The sequence below is a fragment of the Thiomicrorhabdus chilensis DSM 12352 genome, assembly GCF_000483485.1.
Taxonomy (GTDB): domain Bacteria; phylum Pseudomonadota; class Gammaproteobacteria; order Thiomicrospirales; family Thiomicrospiraceae; genus Thiomicrorhabdus; species Thiomicrorhabdus chilensis.
Genome location: NZ_KI519609.1, coordinates 953127 through 976801, shown reverse-complemented (window position 1 = coordinate 976801; position 23675 = coordinate 953127). Strand labels below are relative to the sequence as shown.

The 23675-nt window shown below is 45.9% G+C and carries 27 protein-coding genes; 5 read left to right on the top strand and 22 right to left on the bottom strand.

What is annotated here, in order from left to right; genetic code table 11:
* Positions 1-40 precede the first annotated feature (40 nt).
* The 3 genes from B076_RS0104635 to B076_RS0104625 form a co-directional block, all read right to left on the bottom strand.
* Positions 41-1279, bottom strand: a complete 1239-nt coding sequence (locus tag B076_RS0104635) for a methyl-accepting chemotaxis protein (RefSeq protein ID WP_028486284.1) — start codon at positions 1277-1279, stop codon at positions 41-43.
* Between the two features lie 188 nt (positions 1280-1467).
* On the bottom strand, positions 1468-2595 hold the full coding sequence (locus tag B076_RS0104630; protein ID WP_028486283.1) for a protein-glutamate methylesterase/protein-glutamine glutaminase: 1128 nt from the start codon (positions 2593-2595) through the stop codon (positions 1468-1470).
* A gap of 41 nt (positions 2596-2636) precedes the next feature.
* Complete coding sequence (locus B076_RS0104625; protein ID WP_028486282.1) at positions 2637-3464, bottom strand: CheR family methyltransferase; 828 nt, start codon at positions 3462-3464, stop codon at positions 2637-2639.
* Positions 3465-3575: 111 nt separating this feature from the next.
* Between B076_RS0104625 and B076_RS0104620 the strand changes: the two genes are divergently transcribed.
* The 5 genes from B076_RS0104620 to B076_RS0104600 all read left to right on the top strand — a co-directional run bounded on the left by B076_RS0104620 (position 3576) and on the right by B076_RS0104600 (position 6416).
* Positions 3576-4613, top strand: a complete 1038-nt coding sequence (locus B076_RS0104620; protein ID WP_028486281.1) for a flagellar hook-length control protein FliK — start codon at positions 3576-3578, stop codon at positions 4611-4613.
* 167 nt (positions 4614-4780) lie between these two features.
* Positions 4781-5305: a chemotaxis protein CheW gene (locus B076_RS0104615; RefSeq protein WP_051347173.1), complete on the top strand. Its 525-nt coding sequence runs from the start codon at positions 4781-4783 to the stop codon at positions 5303-5305.
* 60 nt (positions 5306-5365) lie between these two features.
* A complete protein-coding gene (locus tag B076_RS0104610) occupies positions 5366-5725 on the top strand; it encodes a response regulator (protein WP_028486279.1) in 360 nt (119 codons plus the stop codon).
* An 82-nt stretch (positions 5726-5807) separates the two neighbouring features.
* On the top strand, positions 5808-6083 hold the full coding sequence (locus B076_RS0104605; protein ID WP_028486278.1) for an STAS domain-containing protein: 276 nt from the start codon (positions 5808-5810) through the stop codon (positions 6081-6083).
* A gap of 36 nt (positions 6084-6119) precedes the next feature.
* A complete protein-coding gene (locus tag B076_RS0104600; RefSeq protein ID WP_028486277.1) occupies positions 6120-6416 on the top strand; it encodes an EscU/YscU/HrcU family type III secretion system export apparatus switch protein in 297 nt (98 codons plus the stop codon).
* A 100-nt stretch (positions 6417-6516) separates the two neighbouring features.
* Here B076_RS0104600 and B076_RS0104595 read toward each other — a convergent pair whose 3' ends face one another.
* From B076_RS0104595 to B076_RS13390, 19 genes are all read right to left on the bottom strand, one after another.
* A complete protein-coding gene (locus B076_RS0104595) occupies positions 6517-7017 on the bottom strand; it encodes a chemotaxis protein CheW (RefSeq protein ID WP_051347353.1) in 501 nt (166 codons plus the stop codon).
* Between the two features lie 18 nt (positions 7018-7035).
* The gene (locus tag B076_RS0104590) at positions 7036-9024 is read right to left on the bottom strand and encodes a chemotaxis protein CheA (RefSeq protein ID WP_028486275.1); all 1989 of its coding nucleotides are present in this window, start codon (positions 9022-9024) and stop codon (positions 7036-7038) included.
* Between the two features lie 126 nt (positions 9025-9150).
* Entirely contained in the window at positions 9151-9834 is a 684-nt protein-coding gene (locus B076_RS0104585; RefSeq protein ID WP_028486274.1) for a protein phosphatase CheZ, read from the bottom strand.
* Between the two features lie 84 nt (positions 9835-9918).
* Entirely contained in the window at positions 9919-10323 is a 405-nt protein-coding gene (locus B076_RS0104580) for a chemotaxis response regulator CheY (protein ID WP_456154823.1), read from the bottom strand.
* Positions 10324-10358: 35 nt separating this feature from the next.
* The gene (locus B076_RS0104575; protein ID WP_028486272.1) at positions 10359-11087 is read right to left on the bottom strand and encodes an RNA polymerase sigma factor FliA; all 729 of its coding nucleotides are present in this window, start codon (positions 11085-11087) and stop codon (positions 10359-10361) included.
* Between the two features lie 9 nt (positions 11088-11096).
* The gene (locus B076_RS0104570) at positions 11097-11975 is read right to left on the bottom strand and encodes a MinD/ParA family protein (protein WP_028486271.1); all 879 of its coding nucleotides are present in this window, start codon (positions 11973-11975) and stop codon (positions 11097-11099) included.
* Positions 11965-13143, bottom strand: a complete 1179-nt coding sequence (gene flhF / locus B076_RS0104565) for a flagellar biosynthesis protein FlhF (protein WP_028486270.1) — start codon at positions 13141-13143, stop codon at positions 11965-11967. The genes B076_RS0104570 and flhF overlap by 11 nt, the downstream gene beginning before the upstream one ends.
* Before the next feature lies 1 nt (position 13144).
* Complete coding sequence (flhA, locus tag B076_RS0104560) at positions 13145-15238, bottom strand: flagellar biosynthesis protein FlhA (RefSeq protein ID WP_028486269.1); 2094 nt, start codon at positions 15236-15238, stop codon at positions 13145-13147.
* Between the two features lie 31 nt (positions 15239-15269).
* Complete coding sequence (flhB, locus tag B076_RS0104555; RefSeq protein WP_028486268.1) at positions 15270-16394, bottom strand: flagellar biosynthesis protein FlhB; 1125 nt, start codon at positions 16392-16394, stop codon at positions 15270-15272.
* A 5-nt stretch (positions 16395-16399) separates the two neighbouring features.
* Positions 16400-17179 (bottom strand): flagellar biosynthetic protein FliR, encoded by a 780-nt coding sequence (gene fliR / locus B076_RS0104550; protein ID WP_028486267.1) that lies wholly within the window; start codon positions 17177-17179, stop codon positions 16400-16402.
* A 9-nt stretch (positions 17180-17188) separates the two neighbouring features.
* The gene (gene fliQ, locus B076_RS0104545) at positions 17189-17458 is read right to left on the bottom strand and encodes a flagellar biosynthesis protein FliQ (RefSeq protein WP_028486266.1); all 270 of its coding nucleotides are present in this window, start codon (positions 17456-17458) and stop codon (positions 17189-17191) included.
* Entirely contained in the window at positions 17458-18171 is a 714-nt protein-coding gene (gene fliP / locus B076_RS0104540; protein WP_038150410.1) for a flagellar type III secretion system pore protein FliP, read from the bottom strand. The genes fliQ and fliP overlap by 1 nt, the downstream gene beginning before the upstream one ends.
* Before the next feature lie 25 nt (positions 18172-18196).
* Complete coding sequence (fliO, locus tag B076_RS12105; RefSeq protein WP_051347172.1) at positions 18197-18715, bottom strand: flagellar biosynthetic protein FliO; 519 nt, start codon at positions 18713-18715, stop codon at positions 18197-18199.
* Entirely contained in the window at positions 18715-19173 is a 459-nt protein-coding gene (fliN, locus tag B076_RS0104530) for a flagellar motor switch protein FliN (RefSeq protein WP_028486264.1), read from the bottom strand. The genes fliO and fliN overlap by 1 nt, the downstream gene beginning before the upstream one ends.
* Positions 19166-20185 carry a flagellar motor switch protein FliM gene (gene fliM / locus B076_RS0104525; protein WP_028486263.1) on the bottom strand — a complete coding sequence of 340 codons (1020 nt, stop codon included), beginning with the start codon at positions 20183-20185 and terminating at the stop codon, positions 19166-19168. The genes fliN and fliM overlap by 8 nt, the downstream gene beginning before the upstream one ends.
* A gap of 21 nt (positions 20186-20206) precedes the next feature.
* Entirely contained in the window at positions 20207-20803 is a 597-nt protein-coding gene (locus B076_RS0104520; RefSeq protein WP_028486262.1) for a flagellar basal body-associated FliL family protein, read from the bottom strand.
* A 52-nt stretch (positions 20804-20855) separates the two neighbouring features.
* Positions 20856-21734, bottom strand: coding sequence for a flagellar motor protein MotB (gene motB / locus B076_RS0104515; RefSeq protein ID WP_028486261.1), 879 nt, complete (start codon positions 21732-21734; stop codon positions 20856-20858).
* Between the two features lie 30 nt (positions 21735-21764).
* Entirely contained in the window at positions 21765-22616 is an 852-nt protein-coding gene (motA, locus tag B076_RS0104510) for a flagellar motor stator protein MotA (RefSeq protein ID WP_028486260.1), read from the bottom strand.
* A 58-nt stretch (positions 22617-22674) separates the two neighbouring features.
* A complete protein-coding gene (locus B076_RS13390; RefSeq protein WP_084205704.1) occupies positions 22675-23673 on the bottom strand; it encodes a methyl-accepting chemotaxis protein in 999 nt (332 codons plus the stop codon).
* Positions 23674-23675: the final 2 nt, after the last annotated feature.

Here is a 23675-nt window from a genome sequence, read left to right as displayed (position 1 = left end):
CTTTTTTTATAAGTATCGCGAAGTGGGAACCTACTCCTTACTAAAAGAGATCTACGTCGCCTTCATCCATGCTGTCCGCTTTCACTCGAGTCATGCGGTTGTCTTCAATTTGCTGTCGCTGCTGCTGCATAATCAACTTAAGCTGTTCAACGCGTTCTTTAAATTCATCTTCAGACGCCACCGGCACATTCACACTTTCGGCCAGGAACTGACTGATTTTATTTGAAAACTCATTCAAACCGGACAAGTGACTCATGCTCTGCTCAACCAACTGTCGAACAATGTCTTCAAACTGCAAGGAACGCATGGCATTCGATACACTGACCTCAATTTCGGAAATCACGGAAGAGATATCACCCAGTTTATCGGAAATCCCCACGTTCATTTGCTCAAGGTCATTCAGCATGCCATCCACTTTGGACTGAGAAGAAACGGCATGCTCCATATCCTTAGAGGCCGTTTCACTGACAATGCTGCGAACTTGATCGACGGTGCCCCGCGCCTTTTCCGCCTGTTTACGAATCTGCTCATTCAGCAAGTTGGAGTTCAAGGAAAGCTTACGCACCTCATCCGCTACCACAGCGAATCCGCGCCCTGCTTCACCGGCACGCGCCGCCTCAATAGCCGCATTCAAGGCGAGTAAGTTTGTCTGATCGGCAATCCCTTTCACATCTTCCAAAAGAGTGAAGATGGCTTCAATCTGGCCGACCATATCATCAATTTTAGCAACGGTTTGAGTGCTTCGTTGACTGGCATTGGTCAACAGATCAATCAAATACTGCAACACCACCTTAATCTCAGAAGAGAAACGCTGTACGCTCATGTGCTCAGAACTGGCATCTCCCCCCAAATTTTCCAACAGAGACAATACCATTTTATATTCGGCTTGGGTTTGCTCGTGCAAACCAGAGAAACTATTATTAAGTGTTTCAATCGCTTCAGAGATCAACTCCTTGACCTGAACCATCTCTTCGCTGATGACCTCGACTTCTCTCTCAATAACACCTTCATAATCGCCGACCACTGTTTGAATCGACGCGTCCACTGTCGAAATGGAAACGCTTGCTGAAGAACGGGGCGGCTCTACAGAGGTAAGGTCAACATGCTCCTTTTGCTTTGATTGAGCCGTGCTGGCAAAATTTGCCGCCTGAAGGCTCCAAACAAGCGAAATAATGACCATACTGGCCGGTGCGATGTAAGGGATATCCAAGAAACTCAAAACGACACCCAAAACGGTGAACAACCATGCCGCCCAATAACTTTTAATGACTTGAAGCATGCGACCTTTCCTTAACTCTAATTAACTATATGAATATTGACGAGGCTTTTATTCAGCGCTCTTAATATGAACTGCAGCAGGTTGAACCGCTTCTTGACGATGCAGCCAGGCCTGCTTGAACCAACGGAATTTTAGCATGGTGCATGCCAAACTTGGTCATGATGATGAATTTGATTGATTTGAGAGTGCTATTGATCAGCAAAATCTATAATTTTTTGAGCGATTTTCTCCAGAGGCAAAACCATATCGGCGGCCCCCAGTTTCACCGCTTCTCCAGGCATGCCCCAGACCACACTGGTTTTTTCATCCTGGGCCAGAGTAGGCGCACCCACACCTTGAAGCTCTTTGAGACCTTCCGCCCCATCGTTCCCCATTCCGGTTAACAATACGCCGATTGAATTTGGACCGACATTCTGTACGACCGAGCGAAACATGACATCAACCGAAGGTTTATGGCGATTCACCGGAGGCCCATCATTCAAGCGGCAAATATAACGAGCGCCATCACGAGCAATCAAAAGGTGCCGGCCACCCGGGGCGATGTAGACATGGCCAGGCAATATTTGCTGCCCATCCTCCGCCTGCATGACAGTCATTTCGGAAACCGAATCCATTCTTTTCGCAAAAGGCAAACTGAACGCGGCCGGAATGTGCTGTGTGATCACTATCCCGGGAGTGCGAGCCGGCAACCGCATCAACACCTCTTTAATCGCTTCGGTACCGCCGGTCGAGGCACCCAAGGCAATAACTTTATCAGTGGTGCGAAAATGCCGGTTATTGAAGCTACGTTTCGCCAAGACTGCATCTGCGGTATATTTTTCAGCCACTTTTTTTGCGGGGCTAGAGCTAACAACCGGAGCCTTACTCTGCAGATTGGCACTGTAACGGGCATACTTCCGCTCTAAGGCCATCTTACTGACTCCAGCCGCAGCCTTAACCTTTCGACAAATTTCAGCCGTATAATCTTCAAACGTGTTCACTAAGTCAATTTTAGGCTTGGTGACAAAATCCACCGCCCCTAGTTCAAGCGCTTCAAAGGTGACATCTGCCCCGACTTCGGTCAATGTAGACACCATCACCACCGGCATGGGGTGTAAACGCATCAGGTTTTTCAAAAATGTCACACCATCCATACGCGGCATTTCAACATCCAAGGTCAAGACATCCGGATGCAACTGTTTAATTTTATCTCGGGCCATATAAGGGTCTGAGGCCGTGCCCACCACTTCAATCGCCGGATCGGATGACAACATTTCCTCAAGCATATTGCGCACTAGCGCTGAATCGTCAACGATTAAGACTTTCGTTTTAGACATTCCGTTCCCTCAATCTCACACTCTTTTGAAAAATAACGCATTTAATATTCTTTTTTGTATATGGTCTGACCAATTAACGAAAAACGGTCGCAGACCTTGTACAAGGATTCGGAGTGACCGATAAACAGGTGACCGTGGTCAGGCAATAAATCCGCGTAACGTCCAAACAATTTCGACTGCGTCGGCTTATCGAAATAAATCACAACATTTCGGCAAAATATGACATCTATTTTATCTTTTAAGGGCCATTCATTCATCAAATTGATTTGCCCGAAGTCAATCACATCCCGCAATTCGCTCTTTACTTTTACCAAGCCGTCTTGTGCTCCCTTACCTTTCAAGAACCATCTTTTTTTACGGGTCTCACTCACCCCTTTTAAACGCTCCATCGGATAAACCCCATTTAGAGCTGTTTCAACCACGGTAGTATCAAGATCGGTCGCAATGACCTTGGCATCCCAACCCGCGGGTACCGTCTCTTTTAAGGTAATGGCCAGTGAATAAGGTTCCTCACCGGTTGAACAACCGGCGGACCAGATACGAAGCTTGCGACTTGTTTGATTTTGCTGCAACAACATCGGGATGACGGTGTTGGCCAAATACTCAAAATGGTGGTTTTCTCTAAAAAAGAACGTCAAATTGGTCGTAATCGAGTTAATTAGATTAACAAACTCACTTTCCCCTTGTTCTTCAACGTAATCCAGGTAGCGCCTGAAGCTCTGTAAACCCAAAAATCGAATTCGTTTCGACAAACGGTTATAGACCAAATTCTTTTTTGATTCATTTAAGTCAATACCCGCAAAGTCGTAAACCAGTTTTTTAATCCTGGCAAAATCTTTTTCGGTAAACTCAAATTCACGATCACTCATAGTAAGATAACTCTAAAATTTGTAAAAATTATCCCCTACTACCGTCAAAAAGCAAAATGGTTTCAGTGGCATTGTGGATAATTTGCAAGAATAACTTAAAAGTTAACCCAAATGGTAAATATCTCCGACTTAAAAACTGGTCAACTTCACATAAAACCAAATGCGCCTCTATTGATTTCGGATTTCAAAATTGGGCAAACCTTAACGGTCAGTGCGCAACAGGTCAATGGAAATCAGGTACAGCTTCTGGTTGGCAAACAAGTGTTATTGGCCGAGCACCAGTTGAATCCGGTGCCCAAAGGACCGTTTCAAGTCACCGTCAAACAAACCCAGCCAACTTTGGTCTTAACCATCCCCAAGCCAGAACCGTCACTTCATTCAAGTACGCAATTGAGTTTACAAACTGGCTATAAGCAATCCTTAGGCAGTCAATTAGCGATTCATCAAGCCCTGCAACGCATCAACCAACTACCCAATTTGCCGCAAAACATTCAAACCATCATTAATCAACTGATTGAACTGACCTTAAAGCCAACTCCGCTTTTAAACGGATCCCAACTCAAAACCAGTATCAGTAACAGTGGACTTTTTTTAGAAAACAAACTTCGCACTAAATCCGATGACAAAAAGCTCGGCTCCGACACCAAAGCTCAACTTCTCAAGCTTCAACAAAACACCTTTAAAGCCCTGGAGCAGGCCCCGTCTTCCGGTCCTCTCAAACAGCTTTCAAACCTGATCAGTCAAGCAATCAACAAACTCAGCATTCAACAACTCCAACTGTTTGAAAACCCTCAGTTGTTCTCTTTGGAACTGCCATTGGCCAACCAAGATCGATTGGAATCCATACAAATTGAGATTTTTCGCAAACACACCAAGCCGAACTCCGATTGGGAAGTCATCCTGCAGCTGAATGTGGAAAACGATGAAATGGTGGTCAAACTGACCCTAAACGGTGAGCAACAGAGCCTGAATTGTCAGATATGGTGCGAAACCGACCCCTTGAAGCAACGAGTTGCAAGATCTTTGGAGCAGCTTTCCACTCAATTGAAAGAACTGGGGCTAGAGCTCTCTAGCCTAACCGTAACGGAAACCAAGCCACAGCAATCGAATTTTACGACTCAAGTCACACTTATTGATATTAAGGTATGAGGATTGCTTTAGTCCTGTTTAACAAGTTACTGTTTTTTTGAACAATAGATGCCATGAGGGACGATTTAATCCCGGGTTTAGACAAAATAACCCCATAAAGGGCTGGACGTTTGAATTTGAATAGGGTACTTTACCGTCAATAGTTTCAACGAATTGAGAGACTAACTATGGATACGAATCTTGATACAATTCAAGAGCAGATTGATCATAAAAATGAACATGATGATCAGGTTTTAAGTTTTATTTTGGGCAACGAAGAATACGGTGTGGACATCTTAACCGTCCAAGAAATTAAGGGTTGGGAAAAAACCACCTCTATTCCAAACACGCCAAAATATGTCATGGGAGCAATCAACCTTCGAGGTGCCGTCGTCCCTATCATTGACCTTAGGGTTCGTTTTGGATTGAATGAGGTCACCTACAATGATTCAACCGTAGTGATTATTCTTCGTGCAGTGGACTCCAATGGCAGCCAAAAGATTATCGGTTTGGTTGTCGATGGTGTTTCTGATGTATATTCTTTAAACCCTAAAGAGATACAATCCTCTCCTGACATGAGTGGGACCATCCATACCGAATATGTCAACGGCTTAGCCACAGTAGCAGATAAAATGATTGTCGTACTGAACGTTAACCAGTTGATTAACGATGGCATCCTGGCATCCATCAAAAAAAGCTTAAATGCCGAATAAAACCAAGTAAGTTAGCCGTATTAGTTTCTAGTAAAAAAATTAGACCGTGAGAGAGTTACAATGTCAAAAATCTTAGCTGTAGACGATTCTAAATCAATGCGCCAAATGGTGAGTATGTCGTTAAAGTCCGCCGGGCATGACGTCAGCGAAGCAGAAGATGGTGCAATCGCATTAGATATCGCCAAACAAAACCAGTTTGACCTAATTGTCACCGACATCAACATGCCAAACATGAATGGTATTGAACTGATTACGGCTTTGCGTGCCATGCCAAACTACAAGTTCACCCCTATTTTGTGTCTTACCACGGAATCTTCCGGTGATATGAAAACCAAAGGTAAAGAAGCGGGTGCAACGGGCTGGATTGTAAAACCATTCAGCCCGGAAAAGCTGCTTTCGGTTATTAACCGAGTCCTTTAATCTATCAAAGCCACCTTCAGGATTTACATCATGAAAGTGGCTTTAGCGGGATTTCCAATCATTTGATTTCAGAGGTAACAAGATGAGTGACACCATCACCCTTCCAGAGAGTCTCACCATTCACACCATTGACAGTACTTACACAGAACTCAACCAAGCCTTTTTGAACACTGGAGATAACATCGTTCTCAATGCCCAGGCAATTGAGACCATTGACACAAGTGGGCTTCAAGCCTTGTTGATGTTGATTGAATCCGCCAGGAAAAACCAGAAAAGCATCGAATGGCAAAATGCCAACGAACTTCTGAAGACCTCTGCTGAGAAAATCGGGCTTGCTCAAGCTTTACAGCTCAATTAATCAGCCCCACTTCACGCCGTAGAATGCTTGGCAGACATGGACAAGTCCACCACAACCACCCTTAACCAAAAAGTAGCGGTTGCGCTTGAATATGAAGGTAAAGGGGCTCCGCTGGTTACGGCAAAAGGGGCAGGCCTGGTTGCCGAACAGATTTTGGAAATCGCCAAACAGCACAATATCCCGATTAAAGAAGATCAACAACTGGTTGAGCTGCTCAGTCAAGTCGAATTAAACCAAGAAATTCCAGAAGTGCTCTACGAAGCCATTGCCCAAGTATTGATTTTCGCTTATCAGATCAATGAAAAACCGATTCCCGGGCAGTCCTCTGAATAATAAGCCCCAACAAAAAATGTAAGGGCCTAACTCAAACCAAATCTGCGACCTAAAACAGAATAAAACAGGGAAGCAAAAGTAAGTGACTCGCCTACATCGGTCACTCTAGTTGGGTCAGCATATTATCAACGTCTACAAGAATAATGACATTATCTTGATAGTGCGCAATACCTTGAATATAGCGGGAAGCATTTTCTTTGGTTGATGACAGAGCTTCGAACTTGCTTTCAGGTATGTCCTTCACCTCCATCACAAAGTCGACCATCATTCCCACGGTATTTTCATCATCGATCTCGACAATAATGATTCTGGAGAGGTCGGTAACCGGTTTAGGTGGCATGCCATAAATAATACGCGTATCCACCACCGTAACGATCACCCCACGAACATTAATCACCCCCAGCACATTGGCTGGTGTGCCTGCCACCTCGCGAATCTTGCCGACCCTCAGAACTTCTCTGATTTTCTTGACATGAATGCCATAGATCTCATCTTCAAGGGTAAACAAAACACAACGGGCACTGGGTCCTAAATAACTGACATCCTCATCCATCCCCGCATCTATTAATTGATTACCTGACATCTCTTGCTGCCCATCCATATTCATATCCTAACTCCATTAGTACTGAAAGCGGTGTATCACACCTGGCAAGTCCAAAATCAGTGCAATGCTTCCGTTACCGGTAATGGTTGCTCCGGCATAGCCTGGTACTTTCTTAAGCATCATGCCTAAAGGTTTGATCACGACTTCTTCCTGACCATTAACCTGCTCTACGACCAAGCCAACCCTTTGATTTCCAATCGATACAATGACCACCTTATCCTCGGCATAGCTGTCCTTTTGTTGCCCGGGAGTTAGCCATTCGCCCAAAAAGTAAAGCGGGATACTTTTATCTCTCAATCTGACCATCATTTGGCCGTCGATCTTATTGGTTTTTTCCGGATCGAAATCAAAGATTTCCTGAACACTGGTCAACGGAATCGCATAATTGTCTTCCTCAAATGAAACCATTAAGGTAGGCAGAATGGCCAGCGTCAGAGGCACACGGATACTCATACGTGTACCTTCACCAAGCACGGAATGGATATCAATACTGCCATTCAATTTGGTGATCATACTTTTGACCACATCCATACCGACCCCGCGCCCGGAAATATCACTGATTTGATCCGCTGTGGAAAATCCGGCCGACATGATCAGTTCAAATGCAGACTTGTCATCAAGCTGATTGGCCGTCATTTCATCCATCATGCCCTTTTCGACGGCCTTTTGACGCAGAACATCAGGATCCATGCCTTTTCCGTCGTCGGTAATCGACAATAATATATGGTCTCCTTCCTGCTCGGCGGCCAAAATAACCGTGCCTTTGCGAGGCTTGCCTGCCTGTGCTCTATCCTCTGGCATTTCAATCCCGTGATCAACCGAGTTGCGGACCAAATGCACCAATGGATCGGCCAATGCCTCTACCAGGTTTTTATCCAAATCGGTCTCTTCACCACGCAACTCCAAATCAATCTCTTTTCCGAGTTTGCGTGCCAAATCCCTGACCACTCGAGGAAATCTTCCAAACACCTTTTTAACCGGTTGCATACGCGTTTTCATAACCGATGTCTGAAGGTCCGTGGTCACATGATCCAAGTTAGCAACGGCATTAGACAAATCTTCACTGCTTCCCTGGGTTGTTCTCAGTGTCAATAAGCGGTTTCTGACCAACACCAACTCACCCACGAGATTCATAATCTCGTCAAGCCTTTTGGTATCGACCCTGACCGTCGATTCTGCTGTATTTTTAGATGGCGCTTTAGCCGGTGAGGACTCGGCTTTTGTCGCCACCTTTTTGGGGGCAGGCTCCGGTTCTTTTTTGGGCACCACAGCGGCAGGTATTGCCTCTTCAACAGGTTTTGGTTCAGGTTCCGGCGGCATTTCACTATCCATTGCCGCCATCTCTAACATGTCACGCTGATTCAACAATGCCTCAAATTCATCATCCGAAATCTCGCCATCAGGATCCAAACCCTCATCCAACGTCAGCTCAACCTTCGGAGTTGAATCACCCGCTTCTGATGACTCAGACGCGGCTCCAGCCCCCTCCAAGCTGTCTCGCTGATTCAATAGTGCTTCGAATTCATCATCGGTAATCTCACCATCTGGATCTAACCCCTCGGCCAACTGCAATTTAGGTTCGTCCGTCATGTTTTCATCTGCAGCGGCCACGTCCGGTGCGTGTTGTTTTTTGGTCAGGGCATCCAGTTCACTCAATAAACCCGGGTCATTTTCAGGTAGATCACGTTGACCGTCGTTGAGTTGGACAATGGCATCAGAAATAATATCAAACGCTCTCAGAATTACATCTGCAGTCACGGCATCGTATTCAACTTCTCCATTACGAATCTTATCAAACACGTTTTCTGCACGGTGACAGACTTCAATAAGGGGAGTGATTCCTAAAAAGCCAGCGCCGCCTTTAATGGTATGAAACCCTCTAAAAACCGCATTTAATAAATCACGATCATCAGGCGAATGCTCCAGATCAACCAGTTGCTCATTGAGTTGATCAACCAGCTCGGTCGCTTCGACTAAAAAGTCTTGTAAAATATCTTCATCCACAACCTTTACCTCTTCTCGCTAAGCCATCTCTGACTCTTTATGCTCTGTATTTAATAACTTAAGAATAGTTAGCAAACGTCATGCCATAAATCTGCGAGGCCATCACCTTTAACGCCGTTGGCCACTCTAGATACCCAAATCGTCTAGCAGATCATCCACATCATCCTGACTCTCGACCGCATCTTGTTTCGATTTGGCCGTCACATTAGGCCCCACCCCATGAGCCTCTTGCTGCTTTCGTTGCATTTCATCCACATGCTTATCAGGAATGGCGTGAAATTCGTGCTTGGAGCGTTGAATCAATTCTCTTAAGCTCTCTTCGAGCGCCGTGACAATTAAGATCACCCGATTCAATACCTGGCCCGTCAAATCTTGATAAGATTGAGCCAGCATAATGTTGGTCAACTCCGAACTACACTGTTCAATTAATGGCTTACCATCCTTACGCGACTCCTCGGTCATGCCTTCACTCAATATTGACTCAAGTTGTTCCAAGAAACTCAGGGCATTTTCAGCCGAACCCAGGGTTTTTTCACTGGCTGTCTGGGTTTCATCAATCACATATCTCAACCGCTCAGTAATATCAGGCAGATCGTGTTTAGCATGTAATAATATCGGCGTATCCAAATCCAAGTCATCCAGTGTCTGATGCAAATTTTGCGTCAAGACACGCAATTGTTGATGCAACTCACCTTCTCTGATTTTTGTGAGTTCATCCAATAGATGACTGGCTTGAGAGCGATCATCCTGCTCCAAAGCCTCCAATAAAGCCTGAACCTGTTGTTTATCTATTTGGGTGGCAAATGTCATGGTATTTCCTCTGGTCAAAAAAAAACCCTCAACAGTGAACGGATCACTCAAGGGTTTTTTTACATTCTTAGTTCATTAAAGGACTTAAGATGATTGTCTTTCAGCAACACGTGCGAATATTTTTTGTATTTTCTCATTCAGAGTGGCGGCTGTAAAAGGCTTGACGATATAACCATCCACACCCGCCTGTGCGGCTTCAAGAATCTGGCTTCGTTTCGCTTCTGCAGTAATCAATAAGAAAGGAGTATCCTTAAGATTCTCATCTGCACGGACGTGACGCAGCAAATCAATTCCGGTCATTTGCGGCATATTCCAGTCACTCACAATGAAATCGTATTTTCCAGATTGCACCATGGGCCAAGCTGTCGAGCCATCGTCGGCTTCATCAAACTTACTGAACCCCAACTCTTTTAAAAGGTTTTTCACAATGCGACGCATGGTTGAGAAATCATCGACAACCAAAATATTCATATCTCTATTAATTTGCATTTCGCTTTCCTTAAACGTCTATTCTTATCATAAATTTAAATCCAGTCAGCCAACCGCGCCCGTAAACGCTTGATTGCCTGACTGTGAATCTGACTGACCCTGGACTCACTCACCTCAAGGACTTCACCTATCTCTTTGAGGTTCAATTCTTCGTCATAATACAAAGCCATCACCAACTTCTCTTTTTCCGGCAATTCCATAATTTGCTCGGCTAAAGCTTGCTGAAATCCAGCCTCTGTGAGCTCGGCAAATGGCGATAAAAAAGAACCCAACATACGGTCTTCGGACAACTCATCGTGATCAGGCTGATCGATAGAGAGCAGTTGTGCCCCGCTGGTATCTTTTAAAATCGCGTGATACTCATTCACCGTGATTCCCATTTCCAGAGCAATTTCATCCGCTTTGGCCTCGCGACCGTTGCGAGATTCAAGACGATTGATCGCATCACTCACTTCCCGTGATTTACGATGCACGGATCTCGGCGTCCAATCGCCTTTCCGAATTTCATCCAACATGGCACCACGCACCCGGATACCGGCATAGGTTTCAAAACTGGCTCCCTGAGTGGCATCAAACTTCTGCATCGCTTCAATCAATCCGATAATGCCGGATTGAATCAAATCGTCCACAAATACACTATCCGGCAAACGCCCTTTCAGGTGATAGGCAATGCGCTTAACCAGCGGCAAGTATTCCTCAAGGCTGTCTGCCTGCGTATTACATGCATGTTTCTGTACTGACGTATAAACCTCGGTTGCACTCATGGCAATTTCCTAATGACCCGATTGAAACAAACTTTCAACGAAAAACTGCAGGTAACCTGTGACGCCTTGCGGTACCGGCCATGAATCTATGACATGAGCCATCTCTTTAAACGATTTTGCCGCCGCACTGTTGGGCTTGCTAATCGTAACCGGAACCTGTCTTTGCACCGCTTCCCTCAAATCGTTGTCATAAGGCACGGTACCCAAATAATCAAGGCTCACGTCCAAAAATTGCTCGCAAACCCGTGAAAACTTCTCATATAACTGACGACCGTGTTGCTCGGAACGACTCATATTGGCTAATAACCGAAAACGTGAAACTTGATAATCCCGGCTAAGCACCTTAACCAATGCATAAGCATCCGTGATCGACGCTGGCTCGTCCGTTACCACCACCACCACCTCTTGGGAGGCTCGGCAAAAGCTCACCACACTGTCGGCAATCCCGGCTGCGGTATCTATGATCAGTACATCCAGTTCGCCATTCAATTCCGAAAATGCATTGATGATTCCCGCATTTTCCATAGCCGTTAGCTGCGCCATGCGTTTGACGCCCGAAGCGGCGGGAATAATCTTTAAACCTGCCGGACCTTCGACAATGACTTCTTTCAAAGTTTTCTCGCCATCCAGCACATGGGCCAAATTGTATCGGGTTTGCAGACCCAGCATAATATCGACATTGGCCAAGCCCATATCCGCATCCATCAACAAAACACGCTGGCCCATTTTACTGAGCGACACCCCTAGATTAACCGATACATTGGTCTTGCCCACTCCGCCCTTACCGCTGGCGACCGCGATGACTCTAACCGGATTTCCGGCTGGTTTGGCATTTTGCATTTGCCCGGATTGCATTGCTCGCAAGCCTGCTGCTTGATCATTGAGCATCAGATATCTCCTTTCCCATTCCCATACGGAATGCACTCTCATCACTTTGAATATTTGAGTTTTGTTGCCCCAATACAATGGCCCGATCTATCAGGTCACGAATTTTAACAGGCATTAAATCTTCTGGCACCCTTTGTCCTTCAGACAGATAGGCCAATGAAAGACGTTCTTCAATCAGAACCGTTAAAATATTACCTAATTGCAATGCTTCGTCCACCTTGGTCAAAATACAGCCCTGTAAACCCACCTGCCCGAAAGATTTAACAATGTCTTTCATGACATTCAACTGCGTTGCCGCCGAAATCACCAAATAATTACGCACAGTACGGATCCCTTCGTGCGCTGACGTCAATTGTTGTGACAACTGCAAATCACGCTGACTCATTCCGGCAGTATCAATTAGAATCAACTTTTTATTGTTCAAGGATGTCAACAAAGCATACAACTCGCCTTGAGACTTGACCACGTGAACCGGGACACTGATCAAATCCGCAAAGGTTTTAAGCTGTGCTTGGGCACCAATTTTATAGCAGTCCGTGGTGATCAAAGCCAAATCATTGGGACTATGTCGCATCACGAAGCGACTGGCCATTTTCGCGATGGTGGTGGTTTTACCCACTCCGGTAGGCCCAACTAAAGCCACAATCCCACCGTTTTCGAGAACATCACGCTCTTCAATGGGAATACGGCGCTCAATTTCATAGAGTATCTCTGACCAGGCCTGCCCATTTTGAAAATCGGCTTTTTCAACCAGCTCTTGACTCAGTGTCCATCCAATTCCCAACTGAACCAAACGCTTAATCAGCTGAACCTTTTCAGGATTCATCTGTTCATTTTGCCCCCAAGCCAAACCGGAAAGCTGATTTTCCAGCATGGCTCTCACCATTTTCAACTCCTGAGCCATGCTACTGATTTCAGGGGAATGGGAAGGCGTTTCTTTCTGTATAGCCGATTGCAATGATGGCTCCGGAGAAACATAGCTGCTGCCGCTCGACTTCTTGTTTTTTTCTTCCTGATAAGCCTGAGCTTCCGGATCGGCAGCCGCCACAATTTCGACCCCTTCGTCCGTGGTCCGGCTCGACAAAATAACCGCATCGTCTCCGTGCGATTCTTTTACCTGCAACATGGCCTGACGCATCGTAGGAGCGAAGTAACGCTTAATTTTCAAATTACCCTCCCTGTCCTACGTTGGCCACCACACTGATCTGTCGGTTTTCTGGCACTTCAGAATAAGCCAGAATATGCAATGTTGGAAGGCTATAGCGAAACAGCCGCGCTAACTGGGCACGAATCTGTGGAGCCACCAACAATACCGCCGACTGACCACTCATTTCCATTTTCTGCGATTCTTCTTTTAGGGTGCTGTGCAGACGTTCTGCCAATCCCGGCTCAATGGCCAACTGGCCTTCCGGCGCACCTTGTGTAGCCTGTAGCAACAACTGTTCCAGTCCTGGCTCAAGGGTAATGACTTTAAGCTCTGATTCCGCTCCCAATATATCCTGGACAATCGACCTACCGAGTGCAGAGCGAACAAACTGTGTCAATTCATTGGCATCTTGTGTCAGCGACGCCTTAGCGGTCAAAGCCTCTAAAATAGTGCGCATATCACGAATGGCTACTTTATCTTGGAGCAGATTCTGAAGAACCTTAACGATTGCCGCCAAAGACAGACGATCCGGAACCAGTTCATCCACCAACTTGGGAGAAGTCTGTTTTAACTTGTCCAACAGCTGTTGCGTTTCCTCATGCCCAAGCAACTCATAAGCATAGTCTTGCAGCAACTGACTGATATGGGTAGCCACGACGGTACTCGCATCCACTACCGTATAACCCAGAGCCTGGGCCTGCTCCCTGTCTTTTACATCAATCCAAACCGCTTCTAGGCCAAAAGTTGGGTCTTTGGTCGGCGTTCCGGCGACCTCACCAAATACCTGCCCCGGATTGATCGCCAACTCCTTGTCAGGAAAAACCTCTCCTTCACCGGAGTTAACCCCCATCAACATAATTCTATATTGGTTTGGTTTTAAGTCCAAATTATCGCGAATATGAACGGGCGGCACTAAAAAGCCTAGTTCTTGGGAGACCTTGCGTCTTACACCCTTTACGCGCTCTAAAAGCTGTCCATTCTGAGACTGATCCACCATTGGAATCAAACGATAACCAACCTCTAAGCCCAACACATCCAATGACTGAACATCATCCCAACTCAATTCCGCAGGTTTTACCTCGGCTTCCTCTTCAGGGGTGACGGTGCTTTCAGGCGGTGGAGCCTCCAGTTGCTTACGATGAATCAGGTAGGCGCCTGCTCCGGCAACCCCGGCAAACGATAAAAATGCTAAATTCGGCATACCAGGAATCAACCCTAAAACACCAACGATACCAGCCGTCATTCCCAAAGAGCGCGGATTGGCAAACATCTGCATCTGCATCTGTTGCCCCATGTCATTATCTTGGTCTCCTGACACTCGGGTCACAATAATCGCCGTCGCCGTTGACAGCAATAAAGCCGGAATCTGTGCAACCAGACCGTCCCCTAAGGTCAGGATGGTATAGACCTCAATGGCATCACTGAATGCTAGGTCGTGTTGACCCATACCAATCGCAAAACCGCCAATAAGATTAATAAACAAAATAATGATTCCGGCGACGGCGTCACCGCGCACGAACTTACTGGCACCATCCATAGAACCGTAAAAATCGGCTTCAGAGGTGATCTCACGGCGACGCTCTTGAGCTTGCTCTTGGGTGATCAAGCCCGCATTCAAGTCGGCATCAATCGCCATCTGCTTACCGGGCATGGAATCCAAGGTGAAACGAGCACTGACCTCGGCAACTCGCCCCGCCCCTTTGGTGATGACCACAAAGTTTATGACCACCAGTATTGCAAACACCACCAAACCGACTGCGAAATTCCCGCCAATAACAAACTCACCAAAGGCTTCAATCACATGGCCTGCAGAGGCTCCGCCTTGGTGGCCTTCCAACAGGATGACACGGGTAGAGGCAATGTTCAAAGCCAGTCTAAATAAAGTAGCCAATAAAATAATCGTTGGGAAAATAGCGAAATCTAATGGACGTTTGGCGTATAAAGTCACCATCAATACAACCAAAGACAGGGCAATATTGAAGGTAAAAAACACATCCAGCAACATCGGCGGAAGTGGAATCGTAACCATGCCCAGCAGTGCCAAAACGGCAATAGGCACACCCAATCCACGAGTGAAGTTTTGCTTTATATTTGCAAACAGTTGTTGAAGATCCATCTTGCCTTTAATTCACTTTCTCTCGAAGAAACTACTCGGTTTTCATCTCTTCAGGAATGGGAAGGTTTTCAAAATTAGTTTGAGCCGTTTGCCCGCCTGTCTTTAATTGGTATACATAAGCCAATATCGCCGCAACCGCCTTAAATAAATCATAAGGAATCGCGTGCTCGACTTCCGCATTATAGTATAAAGCACGGGCTAATGGTGGGGCTTCTACAATCGGAATATCATGCTCTTTTGCAATGGTCCGTATTTGAGATGCCATGAAGTCGATTCCCATCGCCACCACCACCGGCTCTTGCATACTTTGCGGGTCATACTTCAAGGCCACCGCGAAATGGGTTGGGTTGGTGATGATCACATCGGCCTCAGGCACTTTTTGCATCATGCGCTGTTGGGACATTTCCCGTTGTATCTGTCGGATGCGCCCCTTAACCTCGGGATTCCCCTCTTGCTGCTTGAACTCTTCTTTCACTTCCTGTTTGGTCATTTTCAACTGGCGGTTGTGATCCCAAAGCTGAAACGGCACATCGATCAATGCCACCACAATCAGCGACAAACTCACGAAAATAAAGGCTTCTATGATTACGGTACCGGCATGGGCAAGCCCTTGTTTAAGCGGTTCAGAGCCCAACCCTAGCACCTCAGTAAAAATCGAATACAGAAAGAATGTCGCAATCGAAATGACTAAAGTAAACTTTGCCAAGGCTTTGAAAAGTTCCAACAGAGCTTTGGCGGAAAACATGCGTTTGATTCCAGACACCGGATTTAGCTTGCTGAGTTTGGGAGCCATGGCCTTGGTGCTAAAAGACCACCCACCCAATAACATAGGCGATACGATGGCGATAAAAGCCATCAACAACATGAACGGCATAATCATATATATGGCACTGAGCAACAATCCTTGAATCAGACTCCACATCTTGAGTTCATCAAACGCTATATCGCGATCAAATTGAATGCCTTTGATCGCCAACTCCTCAATATTGCTGAACATGACGCTTCCATACAGCAGCAGAAACACACCCGCCGATAAAGTCATCAATACCGTTGTTAACTCTCTAGATCTCGGGATTTGCCCTTTCTCACGGGATTCTCGTAATTTCTTCTCGGTGGGTTCTTCCGATTTTTCTGTGCCGTCTTGGTTTTCAGCCATATCCGCTAACCTGCTACCAATCTGAAGCTGCTGATCAAATCAACGGAACGATGTACCAACTCTTGCAGATGAGGCAAAACAACCGGAGTCGTCAAGGCCAACATGACCAAACCGACTAACAACGTAACCGGAAAGCCCACTGCAAAAATATTCAATGCCGGTGCTGCTCGAGTCACCACCCCAAAGGCCACGTTGATTAACAATAACGCAGTAATAGCCGGCAACGCAATCAATACCCCGGCTGAAAACATATAAGCGCCAAATTCAACCAAGTCCCGTAAACTGGATTGCGTCAGAAAATGCACGCCGACCGGCAAATATTCAAAACTGTCGACAACGACTTGAATCATCAACAAATGGCCATTCATAGCCAAAAATAACAAGGTCACAATAATCGTAAAGTATTGGGAAACGATCGGAGCATTCACACCGGTTCCAGGATCAACCATCTGCGCAAAAGCTAACCCCATCCCCATGGCAATCAAATGCCCCGCCATCACAAAGGCTTGGAACACAATTAAAAATACCGTGCCCATGGCCAGACCGATCAACACTTGCTGAATCAGAAACAACACTCCCTGCCAAGTAAAAGGGTCAACCGCTGGAGGCAGTGCCAAGTTGGGGGCTACCACCAAGGTTATAAATAAGGTCAGTATGATGCGAGTTTGAGGAGAAACGGAATTAATGCCATAGATTGGCAAGACTGACAACATCGCACCAATCCTGACAAATGGCCAGAAATACAAACCTAACAGTTGAAGAAATTCGTTATAGCTAAAAGCCATCACTTAACCTCAACCAATCAGAGCTGGAATATTTTCATATAGCTCTCGGGTAAAGGATAACAGCGTAGTCAGCATCCAAGGGCCAAACACCACTAAAGCGACTCCAACAATGGCCAATTTAGGAATAAAACTCAATGTCATTTCATTGATTTGGGTAGCGGCCTGAAACATCCCGATCAACAACCCTACAATCAAGGCAGGAACCAGCAGTGGAGCGGCCAACATGGCGGTGACCTCCAACATTCTTTGTCCCAATGTCAAAACCAATTCCTGCTGCATCAGATTCCCCCAGGTACAACAAAACTATTGGCCAAAGTGCCGACCACCAACACCCAACCGTCTATCAAAACAAACAGCATCAGCTTGAATGGCAAGGAAATGATCATCGGTGACAACATCATCATCCCCATTGACATTAATAGACTTGCCACCACCAGATCAATGATCAAAAAAGGAATAAACAACATAAACCCTATCTGAAAAGCGGTTTTCAGTTCACTGGTCATAAAGGCCGGAATCAACACCTTGAAAGGTATGGATTGCGGGTCCTCCAGAGTCACCCCAGCCATTTCAGCAAACATGCCCAAATCATCTTCCCGTGTCTGTTGTAACATAAATTGATACATCGGTTTTGAACCGACTTCGACCGCTTCCTTGAATTGAATCTGCTCATCCAGATAAGGCGCCACCGCCGTATCATAGACCTTGTCCAATACAGGCGACATAATAAACAGCGTTAAAAACATCGCCAGGGCAATCAACACCTTAGTGGAGGGTGTCTGCATCGTTCCCAATGCCTGTCGCAGCAAGGCTAAAACTACAATAATCCTCAAGAAGGAAGTCATCGCAATCAAGGCTGCTGGCAATAAGGTCAGTCCTGTCATCAATAACAGGATCTGCATGGTTAAAGTGTAGTCTTGATTTCCGGTCGCATCGGTTTCAACGGTAAAGGCTGGAATGCCAGGCATCGCCCAAGTTACGGCGGGCACCATGAAGAGAATGACTATGAATAGGGATTTATGGATTTTCACTGTTTATTTGGCTCACATCATTCTGTTCGGATTGCTTTGACGCCCCTTTTCGCTGCGATAACGCTTCCTGCAGACGTTGAGCAAAAGGTCCTTTCATGGGCTCTGAAGTACGGCTATCAACCAAGTCGGTCAACTGATGCAAGGTACTGATTCTAGTGCTGGTTACTCCGACCAAAATTTGCTCTTTTCCTACCTGCAATAACAATATGCGCTCTCTCTGACCAACTGACAAAGCTCCTATTACACGTAAATTACCGTCTGCCACACCTGGAAATCGACCATATCGTCTTAATAGCCACGCCGCTAAAAAGATGATAAGCAATACCAATACAAGAGACAACATAATTTGGCCAAAATAGTCACTCGGTTTAGCTACGGATTCACCAATTAACGACTCTTCAGCAAAGGTCGATGACGTTGCAATTAAAAGCAACATAGCAAAAAGAGGTTTGAAAAAACCTCTTTTTGCATGGATAAGACTGATTATAGGTTGAGCAATACGCATTACTTCAGCTTCTTAATTCGATCTTGCGGACTGATTACGTCGGTGAGGCGCACCCCAAACTTGTCATTGATGACCACAACTTCACCGTGAGCAATCAAGGTTCCATTCACCAATAAATCCAACGGTTCACCGGCCAAGCGATCCATTTCAACAACCGAGCCTTGGGTGTAAGACAGCAAATTGCGGATCGACACCTTGGCTCGGCCGATTTCCAACTGCAAAGTGACTGGGATATCGAGAAGGACATCAAGATCCACTTTTTCTTTACCGTCATTTCGACTGGCAGCCAACTCATCCAATGCAGAGGTCGTTGCCGCTGACTCTGCTTCGGCCTGCTCATTTAAAGCCGCGCCCCATGGATCATCCTCTGCAGCCGTATCACCAGAATCAGCCGCCTCAGACTCGGCTTGTTCCGCCAGCGCATCACCCCATGCGCTTAAATCCTCTTCATCACTCATCGTACCACTCCTTCACATTTTCAACCTTTCGCTCTTGATAAGCAGGATGATGCAGTATTTCTTCAATTTTAACGGCTTTCTTATTTTGGCTTTCACCTAATTTACCGCGCATAATAGCGATTCCCTCAGCTTTAACAGTGACCTGTTTCGGCATCTCGATAGGGATAATATCGCCTTTTTCCATTTTCATTAGGTCATCCATATTCATCTGAAGTTCCAACAGATTAGCACTGAGGTCAACCTCAATGTTTTTAGACTCCTCTTTCAACGTTCTTGACCAGCGATTGTCACTTTCACCTTGAAGGTTCTGCATGCCCTCTTCAAGTTTATCCCTTACCGGCTCAAGCATGGCATAAGGCATGACAATATCGACTCGCCCTTCCACTCCTTCGAAACGGACGTTAATAGGACTCACAACAATCATGTCAGTCGGGTCGACAATTCCCGCAAACTTCGGATTCATCTCCGAATGCATATATTCAATTTCGATGTCCATAACCGGTCCCCACGCTTTACGCAGGTTTTCCGATGAGATATCCAAGATACTGCGGACCATGCTCATTTCTACCGGGGTGTATTCACGCCCCTCGATTTTGAAAGGCAAAAGTCCGGTTCCCCCAAAATAAATATCAACCGCAGTAAATATCAACTTGGAATCTAGAGTGAATAGGGAGACACCGTTCAAAGGATTGATTCGATAAATATTCAGGCTTGTCGGGACAAATAAATTCCTGAGATAGTCAATCATCTTAATGATTTTCACTTCACCGGGCGTGACTTCAACGCTGGCCATAATCATTTCATTAAAATGGCGCTGAAATCCACGTGCAAAACGTTCATTGATAATATCCAGAGCAGGCAAACGCCCACGAACGATACGTTCCTGGTTTGTGAAATCGTAGACCTTGGCACTGGTGCTATCCCCAGAGTCATCCCCTTCGGTCTCGACATCGCCGCCACCCATTCCCTTGAGCAGGGCGTCGACTTCATCTTGACTTAGAATATCATCCATTCGCGTGCCTTATTCCGTTGCCTATTGCATGACAAAACGTGTCATGTAAACATCTTCTAAAAGATCCGGATAAATATTATGCTGTTCCAGAATCTTCTTAGCCGTGGCCAAAATCTCTTCTCTCAGTTTATCCGGCCCATCGGCGGTATTTAAATCATTGTAGTGCTGATTGCGCAGTAAACGTTGAATATCATTCTTCAGGATGGGACGAAAATGCTCCATCTCTCCCCCTTCACCCACAAGCTGAGGATAATAGGACATGAACTTCAAGTCCACTGCCAAAAACTTGGCCATTCCATCACCATTGAAATTCACTACAAATTTTTCCATGGTAAAGTATACCGGCGGTGATCCGGGAGCTGGTGGCTCAAACTGTTTGAACTTAGGTGAATAGGTTTTAGCACGACTGTTCTCTTCTGCATGCTCACCTTCACCGTGCTCGGCCGAAGCGTGCATTTCGGTTTCGGAATTTGCTTCATCGGAAGACTTATCGCCCCCGCTCATCAAAAGAAAAACCAGTACACCAATACCGATTATCAACAGAATCATAATGACCAAAAGTGCAATGATAAGCCCTTTACCACCACCACTTTTTTCTTTTACTTCTTCTTCTGCCATGTTTTTACCTTTAAGTTTCCAGTTTGATTTCTAAAATTGCGTTATGAACTGATTAGCTTGGATTAGCCAATTCTTGTGTTAAATCTTCTATAGCCGGAGCCTCACTTAAGCTTCTTAACCGGCTTTCAGCCTCTTTGGACAAAACAATAATACTGATTCGTCTATTGCGTGGATTATACGGGTTTTCTTTATCAAATGGCACTGTATCTGATAAACCCACAGCCTGGGCAATGCGCTTACTGTCGACGCCACCCTGAAGCAACAAACGACGCGCAGCATTAGCTCGATCCGCAGACAATTCCCAGTTAGTGTATTCGGAATCATCGTGATAACCTGATGAATCCGTATGACCGGCAATACTGATTTTATTGGTCGTTTTAGCCAAAACAGACCCCACCTCTTTTAATAATCTGGAAGCATACTCTCTTGGTAAATCCACACCCGAGCCAAACATCGGTTTTTTGCGATCATCCAATATCTGCACTTGCAAACCATTAGGGGTAATATCAATTTTCAGCTGTTCCTTAAGCTGGCTTAGGGTCGGGTTCTCGTCCATTTTTTTCTCAAGCGCGGCTTTCATGGCTTCCATCTGCGCCATTTCCTGAGCCTTACCTGAACCATCCTCATCCCCCTCTTTACCCTTAGGCGCATCTTGAAATCCACCCATATCAATCATGGCATCGGAAGTCTGTCCGGCTTCTTGAGACTCAATCAATTTCATCGGCGAGGCTTCTATCACGGTGGGATCGCGAAAATACTCGGCCATCGCTTTCATCTCCTCGTCATTCACCCCACCAAGGACCCAGAGCATCAGAAAGAAAGCCATGGCCGCTGTCATGAAATCCGCGAACGCAATCTTCCATGCCCCACCATGCGCAGCATGAGGGCACTTATTAATTCGTTTGATTATTATGGATTGTTCATCACTCATCGCGATTCTCTAGTAAAAATTGAACACTCTTTATTTTTGCGTCTGCAAATATTCGTCCACTTCTTTAAAACTCGGACGAATGGCTCCCGGTATCGCTTTACGACCAAACTCGACGGCTACTTGAGGGGCGTACCCATTTAAGTTAGCCATCAAACACGTCTTAATCACACTATAAAAAGCGCTGCCAGCATTCGCCCGGTTAGCCAAGTCAGCGGAGATCGGTGCCACAAAACCGTAAGCAACCAAAATACCCAAAAAGGTTCCGACTAATGCAACCGACATATGGTGTGCGATTTCCATCGGGCCCGCATCCAGATAAGTCATCGTAACAATGATCCCCAATACCGCAGCAACGATACCGAAAGCCGGCAACCCTTCAGAAACCTTTCCTACCGCCTCAGAAGGCATCAATGCCTCATGATGATGAATATCCAGTTCCAAAATCATCAAATCTTCCAGTTGATAAGGGTTTGAGGCACCACTGATCATCAGACGCAAATAGTCACAGATGAAATCAATCGCATGATGATCGGCGGCAACCAATGGTGCGCTATTGAATAATTCACTTGAATGGGGATCTTCCACATCGGCTTCAATTGACATCAAACCTTCACGACGCGCCTTATTAAACAGGCGAAACATCAAGCCCAAGAGTTCCATATGCAGCTCTTGCGTATAAGGAGAGGGTTTTGCCAAGCCCAAACCACCGCTAAAACCGGCTTTTACTACCCACCCCGGATTCGCAATAATATAAGCACCCAAGGCACCCCCACAAATGATAACAACCTCCAGTGGCTGTATTAAAATGCCGAAACTTCCGTGAGGCAGATAGCCCCCCAAGAGCGTTCCTATGACAATTAATGTACCGACTATTGCTTTCATACTGGATTTACCTGGTTATTTTTATTATTTATTTTCATTAACGACATGGTGCATTCAGTTAATACTTGCTAACCAATGAAGAGAGCGCTTCTTGAGCATCATTCAACTGCACCAGGTTCTGGGCAATCTCATTCAACGCTTCACTGACCTTAGAAGCTTGTGCCTGAGTGGTTCCGACACGCTCTTGCCCATTCTCCATAACCTGCACGGCATTTCGAGCACGCTGCTGAAGTTCTTCAATTATTTTCTGAATTTCGGTTGTGGCTTGCTGAGTTTTACCCGCCAGAATTCGGACTTCATCGGCCACGACTGCAAACCCTCTGCCATGCTCACCGGCACGTGCGGCTTCAATTGCCGCATTCAAGGCCAATAAGTTGGTCTGTTCGGCAATATCTCGAATCAACACCAATACCGTACCGATATTACTGCTGTCTTCTTCAAGCTGTTTGATGACGCCCGAAGCATGGGTTACCTCTTCGGTTAAGCCACTGACCTCCGAAATGACCTTTTCAACCGATTGACGTCCGACGGATGACCCCGAATCAAGCAAACGTACTACCTCAGAGAGTTTTTCACTTGTCTGCATCAACTCCTGCCCATGAGAGCCAGTAGATTCCGACTGGCTCGCAGACATCTGCGTTTGCTGTGCATAACAGGCCGCTAGCGTCTCATTCAATTGCTCAACCTGCCCTTCCAAATCAGCAACACGTGCCTCCGCGCTAGATTTCTCGATCAAAGCATGGGTCGTTTTATCTTGAGCCAAAGTCAACAGCTGATTAATGGCTTTCAACAACTTAGGATTGGTATTGGCTGACTGAAGAGCCGTATCTAAAGATTCGTTTTTAAGCATCCCGTCAAGATCATCTAAAAGCTCTGACTGCTCACACACAGAAGATTTACTACACCATAACAAGTAGACCAAAGACCCAACAATGACGGCTGTCACCGCCACGGCAATGGCAACAAAACCTGCGGTTGGCATATCAGCCTCGGCGGAAGCCATCGCCGAAGCGGGCATCAAAAGAGATAAGGCCAACCATTTATTGAGAAAATTCATTT